This window comes from Caulobacter endophyticus, from assembly GCF_003116815.1.
Classification (GTDB): Bacteria; Pseudomonadota; Alphaproteobacteria; order Caulobacterales; family Caulobacteraceae; genus Caulobacter; species Caulobacter endophyticus.
Window position 1 is genome coordinate 1 of sequence record NZ_QDKQ01000073.1, and the last position, 7,302, is coordinate 7,302.

Annotated in this window: 8 protein-coding genes and 1 tRNA gene; 8 read left to right on the top strand and 1 reads right to left on the bottom strand. The window is 67.9% G+C overall.

Translation table 11 applies throughout. From position 1 onward, the window contains the following. The 3 genes from DDF67_RS22725 to DDF67_RS22735 form a co-directional block, all read left to right on the top strand. On the top strand, nucleotides 1-229 hold a 229-nt coding region (locus DDF67_RS22725; RefSeq protein ID WP_332888340.1), incomplete at its 5' end, for an acetyl-CoA carboxylase biotin carboxyl carrier protein subunit. A gap of 45 nt (nucleotides 230-274) precedes the next feature. Then, entirely contained in the window at nucleotides 275-697 is a 423-nt protein-coding gene (locus tag DDF67_RS22730; RefSeq protein ID WP_109455064.1) for a DUF805 domain-containing protein, read from the top strand. Nucleotides 698-813: 116 nt separating this feature from the next. Beyond that, nucleotides 814-1,218 carry a DUF805 domain-containing protein gene (locus tag DDF67_RS22735; protein WP_109455065.1) on the top strand — a complete coding sequence of 135 codons (405 nt, stop codon included), beginning with the start codon at nucleotides 814-816 and terminating at the stop codon, nucleotides 1,216-1,218. On the opposite strand, the gene lipB is transcribed toward DDF67_RS22735, so the two are convergent. Next, complete coding sequence (lipB, locus tag DDF67_RS22740; protein ID WP_109455066.1) at nucleotides 1,215-1,949, bottom strand: lipoyl(octanoyl) transferase LipB; 735 nt, start codon at nucleotides 1,947-1,949, stop codon at nucleotides 1,215-1,217. The two genes, DDF67_RS22735 and lipB, sit on opposite strands and share 4 nt — an antisense overlap. Before the next feature lie 12 nt (nucleotides 1,950-1,961). Here lipB and DDF67_RS22745 point away from each other — a divergent pair, with 12 nt between their 5' ends. The 5 genes from DDF67_RS22745 to DDF67_RS22765 all read left to right on the top strand — a co-directional run bounded on the left by DDF67_RS22745 (nucleotide 1,962) and on the right by DDF67_RS22765 (nucleotide 6,721). Continuing rightward, entirely contained in the window at nucleotides 1,962-2,276 is a 315-nt protein-coding gene (locus DDF67_RS22745) for a FliM/FliN family flagellar motor switch protein (RefSeq protein ID WP_109455067.1), read from the top strand. A gap of 84 nt (nucleotides 2,277-2,360) precedes the next feature. Then, nucleotides 2,361-2,445, top strand: a tRNA-Leu gene (locus DDF67_RS22750). 166 nt (nucleotides 2,446-2,611) lie between these two features. Continuing rightward, nucleotides 2,612-4,054, top strand: coding sequence for a magnesium transporter (gene mgtE / locus DDF67_RS22755; protein WP_109455068.1), 1,443 nt, complete (start codon nucleotides 2,612-2,614; stop codon nucleotides 4,052-4,054). Nucleotides 4,055-4,165: 111 nt separating this feature from the next. Continuing rightward, nucleotides 4,166-5,449: a lysozyme-family localization factor SpmX gene (gene spmX / locus DDF67_RS22760; RefSeq protein ID WP_109455069.1), complete on the top strand. Its 1,284-nt coding sequence runs from the start codon at nucleotides 4,166-4,168 to the stop codon at nucleotides 5,447-5,449. Between the two features lie 111 nt (nucleotides 5,450-5,560). Beyond that, nucleotides 5,561-6,721, top strand: a complete 1,161-nt coding sequence (locus tag DDF67_RS22765) for an isovaleryl-CoA dehydrogenase (protein WP_109455070.1) — start codon at nucleotides 5,561-5,563, stop codon at nucleotides 6,719-6,721. The last annotated feature ends 581 nt before the right edge of the window (nucleotides 6,722-7,302 follow it).

The following is a 7,302-nucleotide window of genomic DNA, read 5'->3' on the forward strand; positions in this document are numbered from 1 at the left end:
GGCCCCGGCCGACACCTCCAGGCTGGTGCTCTCGCCCATGCCCGGCCTCGTCGTCTCCATGGACGTCGCCGTCGGCCAGACGGTGCGCGAGGGCGAGGTGGTCTGCGTGCTGGAAGCCATGAAGATGCAGAACATCCTGCGCGCCGAGCGCGACGCTGTCATCAAGACCGTCAACGCCAGCCCCGGCGACCCCGTCGCCGCCGACCAGGTGCTCGTGGAGTTCCAGTGACGTCTGTGTTTAGGTCACCCTCGAAATCAATCGGGGGATGATTCCATGGATCTGAAGCACAAACTGTTCGGCTTTTCCGGCCGGATGCGCCGGCTCGACTATTGGCTGCTGAGCATCGGGGCCAATATCAGCATCGGCATCGTCGACGCGGTCCAGACCTTGGCGTTCAACGGCGGCGACTTGGCCGCCCTGCAGTCCGACGGCAACATGGTCAGCAGCGCCATTTCCGTGGCGCTGAACATCCTGAACCTCTGGATCAGCGTCGCGATCATGGTCAAACGCTGCCACGACCGCGACAAGCGCGGCTGGTGGGCGGCGTTCTTCCTGCTGGTGCCGATCGTCGGCTGGATCTGGGGCTTCATCGAACTGGGCTTCCTGGACGGCACCCAGGGCCGTAACCGCTTCGGCGCCTCGCCCAAGGGCATTGGCGGCAGCGACGAGGAAGACCTGGCCAAGGTCTTCGCCTGAGCAGGATCGGCGGCGCGGCGAGGTTTTCACCCGAGGGTGTGACCGCGCCGCGACTTCCGCTGACGCTCGCCTGCGCCTAGGTTCCGCACCAAGAGAGTCGCGGAGTCCTGGCGAGCATGAACGGTCGGATCGATTGGGCGGAGCTGTTCCTGTCCTCCACGGGCAGGCTGGCGCGCGCGCCGTTCCTGATCGCCTCGGCCGTGCTGATCGGCGTGGCCGTGCTCTACGAGGCCATCGCCGGCGACGTGCTGCGGCTGCTGACGGGCTGGCTGGTCTATTTGGCCCTGTTCTACAGCGGCGCCTGCGTGCTTTCCAAACGCCTGCACGATCGCGGCCGCTCCGGCTGGTGGGCGGCCCTGGTGCTGGTGGCCCTGGTCGCCGTCTGGCCGACCCCGCAGCACTTCCTCGACTTCGTGTTCGCCCTGGTCATCGTCTGGGCGATCGTCGAACTGGGCGTCATGGGCGGCGAGCAGGGGGCCAACCGCTATGGCCAGCCGCCCCTCAAGGCTCCCGCGATCTAGTCGCCCAGCACCGGCGGGACCGCGTCCTCGACCGCACCGAACACCTTCCGGAAGCTGGTCTTCAGGGCCTCGTCGGCCTCGTCCAGCGTCACCGGCAGGCCAAGGTCCACCAGGCTGGTGACCCCGTGCTCCACCTGGCCGCAGGGCACGATGCCCGAGAAGTGCGACAGGTCCGGCTCGACGTTCAGGCTGATCCCGTGGAAGCTGACCCAGCGGCGCAGCTTGACGCCGATGGCGGCGATCTTGTCCTCGCGCGACCAGCCCGCGCCCTTGCGCTCGACCCAGACGCCCACGCGCCCCTCGCGCATCTCGCCGGTGACGTTGAAGGCGCTGAGGGCGTCGATGATCCACGCCTCCAGGGCCGCGACGAAGGCGCGCACGTCGCGTCCGCGCCTCGTCAGGTCGAGCATCACATAGGCCACCCGCTGGCCGGGGCCGTGATAGGTGAACTGGCCGCCGCGGGCGCTCTCGAACACCGGGAAGCGTTCAGGCTCCAGCAGGTCCGACGTCTTGGCCGAGACGCCAGCGGTGTAGAGCGGCGGATGCTCCAGAAGCCAGATCAGCTCGCCTGCCGTTCCGTCGGCGATGGCGGCGGCGCGGGCCTCCATGGCGGCAACGGCTGCCGGGTAGGGGACGTAGCCGGTCGAAACCGCCCACCCCGCCGGCGCGCCGTCGGGACGCGAAAGATCCGGAAGGCCTTTGTCTTCAAGGTTTAACGGGCGATCAAGCATGCGGCCTTAGTCTTGCATGAGCCGGGGCGCGGGAATGCCCGCCATCGGCAATTTCAGTTCCAGGGGCCTTACTTCGTGAGCCAGGTCAACGCCGTCAATGTCGAGATCTCCGTTCTGCTCGGACGGTCGATCCTGCCGATGCAGCAGCTGCTGCGCATGGGCCGCGGCGCGGTGATCCCGCTGGACGCCAAGACCAACGACGAGGTCTGGATCCTGGCCAACAACCACCCGATCGCCCGCGGCGAGATCCAGATCAACGACGATCGCATCGCCATCCAGGTGACCGGCCCGGCCGACGTCTACGACTACATGGCCGGCGGCGCGTAGCGATCTGTGGACGAGGTTCGGAATTTCCGAACTCTCCTCTTCCCAAAGCCGATTCAGTTTGCTACCTGCCGCGCCTCACCACGAGCGGTCGTGGCGGAATTGGTAGACGCGCAGCGTTGAGGTCGCTGTGGGGCAACCCGTGGAAGTTCGAGTCTTCTCGACCGCACCAGGTGAACTTGCGTAGAGCGCGGCAGGCTTCGGTTTCCGAATCGCCTTCCGCGCTCTAACCATTTTTCGGCCAAGGTTTGGGAGCAACCGCCCGCCAAGCTTCGGCTTTCAATCATTCGGATCACGCGCGCGCAGCTTAAGTCTCGCCTGAAGTTCAGGAGGTCCCCATGACCCGGGAAACAGCCGACCTGAGCGAAGACGCGCGCCACGCCCTGTCCATTCCCGAGCCCGAGGTCGTCGAGGATCTCGAGGATCTGGCGCTCGGCGACGACTACGCCCTCAATCCCGACTATGTGGAGATGGTGGTCGACGCGGCCGATCGCGGCGACACCGCGCGCCTGTCCGAGCTGGTCGGGGCGCTGGATCCGGCCGACGTCGCCGACCTGATGGGCTTCCTGTCGGCCGCCTATCGCGAGGAGGTGATCCCGGTCCTCGATCCCCAGGCCCTGGGCGAGATCATCGCCGAGCTGGACGACAAGCTGCGCGAGGAAGTGCTGGAGGCGACCCCGTCGGTCACCCTGGCCCGCGCGCTGGAGGAGCTGGACACCGACGACGCCGCCGACGTCATCGACGACCTGGACGACACCAAGCGCTTCCAGGTGCTGGCGGCCATGGGCGAGACCGACCGGGCGGCCATCGAGACCACCCTGTCCTACGAGGACGAGACCGCCGGCCGCCTGATGCAGCGCGAATTCCTGGCCGCGCCGCAGTTCTGGACCGTGGGCCACACGATCGAGCACGTGCGCCAGTCGGGCGACAGCCTGCCGGAGCTGTTCTTCGACGTCTATGTGGTCGACCCGTCCTACACGCCCGTCGGCGCCCTGCCGATCAGCCTGCTGCTGACCAGCAAGCTGGAGACCCCCCTGGCCGAGATCATGGAGCCGGTGACCGAGATCACCGTCGACATGGATCAGGAGGAGGTGGCCTACATCTTCGACAAGTACCACCTGATCAGCGCCCCGGTCGTCGAGGCCGGCGGGCGGCTGGTGGGCCAGATCACCGTCGACGACATCGTCGGCGTCATCCGCGAGGAGGCGCAGGAAGACATCCTCGCCCTGGCCAACGTGTCCGACGTCGGCCGTGACGCCAGCGTCATCGACATCGTCCGCTCGCGCCTTCCGTGGCTGCTGCTGAACCTTTTGACGGCGACGATTTCGGTTTCCGGCATCGCGCTCTTCCAGGCCGAGATCTCCAAGCTGGTGGCCCTGGCCGTGCTGATGCCCATCGTCTCGTCTCTGGGCGGCAACGCCGGCACCCAGACGCTGGCGGTGGCCGTGCGGGCGCTGTCGAGCAAGGAGCTGACCGCGGCCAACGCCACCCGCATCGTCACCCGCGAGCTGCTGGTCGGCGTCATGAACGGCCTGACCCTGGCCATCGTCATGGGGGCGGCGGTCTATGTGTTCTACGACAATCCCAAGCTTTCCCTGACCGTGGCCCTGGCCCTGGTGGTCAACATTTTCACGGCCGCCGTCGGCGGCATCCTGGCGCCGCTGGCCCTGGAGAAGATGGGCCGGGACCCGGCCGTGTCGTCGTCGATCTTCGTGACCTTCCTGACCGACTTCGCCGGCTTCTTCTCGGTGCTGCTGATCGCCGCGCTGCTGTTCAACTGACAGCGGCCCCGCCGTTCATTTTTCTTACCCGATCGTTGAGAAACGGCGCCGGTCTTGCGCGGGACCGGGCGAGGGCATCCGCCCGTGTTTCAAATTGGGTCGTTTCTCGCGATGAAGCCGCGTCATCAGGTCTCCCGCGCCGCCGTCGATCTCATCAAGAGGTTCGAGGGCTATCGCCAGAAAGCCGCCCAGCTGCCCGACGGCCGCTGGACGATCGGCTACGGGCACACCCTGACCGCCCGGGGGGGCGCGACCGTCTCGGAACAGGACGCCGAAGCCCTGCTGCTCTACGACCTGATCACCGTGGCCCACGCGGTGAACGAGCACACCTACGCCCCGCTGAACCAGAACCAGTTCGACGCCCTGACGTGCTTTGCGTTCAACATCGGGACCGAGAACTTCATGCGCTCGGGCGTGCTGCGCCGGATCAACGAGGGCTCGCTGCTGCAGGCCGCCTGCGCCATGGAGATGTGGCGCAAGGCCGATTTCGAGGGCGAGCGGATCGTCATCGACGCCCTGGTGCGCCGCCGCGCCGCCGAGAAGACCCTGTTCCTGACCCCGCCCGACGGCCAGTGGGTTCCTGCGCCCAGCCCGGTGCTGCGGCCCAAGGTCGACTACGACGCCAGCTGCGCCGTCCCGAAACAGACCCCCGCCGCCGTCTCGGCCCGCCTGGAGGGCGACAGGGCGATCGCCGAGCGCGAGGAAGGCCCCGCCCCCCTGACCCCGGCCATCCCGGAAGAGGACGCTCCCAGCGCCAGCCAGCAGGCCGCCGCGGCCGTCAGCGCCCGCCTGGAAGCCATACTGGCCGACGAGCCGGTCCGTTCGGCGCCCCAGCCGCCGCCCGCGCCGGACCTGGCCATGCCCGAGCCGCCCGTTACGCCCGTCGCCGCCGCCGAGCCCGCGCCGGTGCTGCACGCGCCCGAGCCCGCGCCGACGCTTGAGCCCTTCCGCCTGACCCCTGAAGAGCCGGCTCCGGCCCAGGCCCCGCTGTTCGTGCCCGATCCGCCGGCCGCGGCCCCAGTCCAGACTCCAGTCCAGGCCCCGGTCGAGCCGACCCTGTTCGAGACGGCCCGCGAACCGACCCGCTCGCCCTTCAACCTCGGCGGCTTCTCGACCAGCGGCGCCGAGGTCGACATCCAGACCCTGGACGTGCCGCTGAACCCGCCCGAGCAGCCGGCCTTCGGCGGCGGCAGCCTGCTGGTCAGCCTGGGCCTGCTGGGCCTTGCCCTGTTCGGCGGCGGGGTGCTGTGGAACCTGTCGGTGGCGTCGGACCCCGGCCTCAACGCCGTGCGCATGTTCGGCTGGGGCGCCAGCGTCATCGGCGTGATCTGCTTTGCGGTCTCGGCCTATCTGCTGCTGCGCAAGCTGGGCGGCCCCGACCTCGACGAGGCCTGATCGTCGAACATCGTGCCTGAAAGGCCGGGGAAGCCCCGGATCGCCGGCCAAAAGAGCATGAACGCCCGCCGGTCTCGTTGATCGGCGGGCGTTTGTGCTATGCATCCGGGCATGACGCTGCAAACTGCACCCTCGATGGACTTCGCGCTCGGCGAGACGGCCGACGCGATTCGTGAAACCACGGCCCGCTTCGCCGCCGACAAGATCGCGCCCCTGGCGGCCCGGATCGACGAGACCAACGCCTTCCCGCGTGAGCTGTGGGTCCCGATGGGCGACCTGGGCCTGCACGGGATCACCGTGGAAGAGGAGTTCGGCGGCCTGGGCCTGGGCTATCTCGAGCACGTGGTGGCCATGGAGGAGATCTCCCGCGCCTCGGCCTCGGTGGGCCTGTCCTACGGCGCCCACTCCAACCTCTGCGTCAACCAGATCCGCCGCTGGGCCACGCCTGAGCAGAAGCAGCGCTACCTGCCGAAACTGATCAGCGGCGAGCATGTCGGCTCGCTGGCGATGAGCGAGGCCGGCGCCGGTTCGGACGTCGTCTCGATGAAGCTGCGCGCCGAGCAGGTCGGTGACCGCTACGTGCTGAACGGGACCAAGTTCTGGATCACCAATGCTCCCCACGCCGATACGCTGGTGGTCTATGCGAAGACCGGCGGAGGCAGCCGGGGGATCACCGCCTTCATCGTCGAGAGAGGCATGAAGGGCTTCAGCGTCTCCAGGAAGCTCGATAAGATGGGCATGCGCGGCAGCGACACCGCCGAGCTGGTGTTCGAGGACTGCGAGGTCCCCGAGGAGAACGTCATGGGGCCGGTGGGCGGCGGTGTCGGGGTGCTGATGAGCGGCCTCGACTACGAACGCGCCGTGCTCTCGGCCGGGCCGCTGGGCATCATGCAGGCCTGCCTCGACTACGTGCTGCCCTATGTGCGCGACCGCAAGCAGTTCGGCCAGGCGATCGGCTCGTTTCAGCTGATGCAGGGCAAGGTCGCCGACATGTACGTGGCCCTCAACTCGGCCCGGGCCTATGTCTACGCGGTCGCTAGAGCTTGCGACGCCGGCAAGACCACCCGCTTCGACGCCGCCGGCGCGATCCTGATGGCCAGCGAGAACGCCGTGAAGGTGTCGCTGGAAGCCATCCAGGCCCTGGGCGGCGCTGGCTACACCAAGGAATGGCCGGTCGAGCGTCTGCTGCGCGACGCCAAGCTCTACGACATCGGCGCGGGGACCAACGAAATCCGCCGCTATCTCATCGGCCGCGAGCTGATCGGGGCTTAGCGGCGAGATCCTCCCCTGAAGGGGGAGGTGGCCCGGAGGGCCGGAGGGGGAGGGGGAGGGGACCGCTGAGGTCGGGCCGCCCTCCGTCCAACCAATAAACCCCGCCTCCCTCGCCCTTGTGGCGAGGGTCCATGCCGGCCGCTGCTCAGACGGTGCAGACCTCGAAAGGTCTGAGCAGGCCGAACGATGAATCCTCGCCACAAGGGCGAGGAAGGCGATCAAAAGGAACCTCCCCCTGTGGGGGAGGCGGCCGAAGGCCGGTGGGGGGAAGTTCTCAGCTTTCGAGGTCGTGGAAAGTCATCACCAACACCCCCCACCGATCGCTACGCGATTGCCTCCCCCATAGGAGGAGGTTCCCGGTTATGGGGATAGAGCAGCGTGTATCCCCGGTGGATCGCGAAAACTCCTGAACCCGATCAACGCCCTACAACTTTCTCATCCAATTCCATCAGACGCGCTCAGCCCTGGGTCATAATCAAAGCCGTCCCCGCCATGGGGAGGGCTCTTGGTACCGGCCCAAGCGTGGCGAGGACCGCATCGAGCGGGGCCGCAAGGCGCGTATCGGGAAGGCGGGAGAGGGT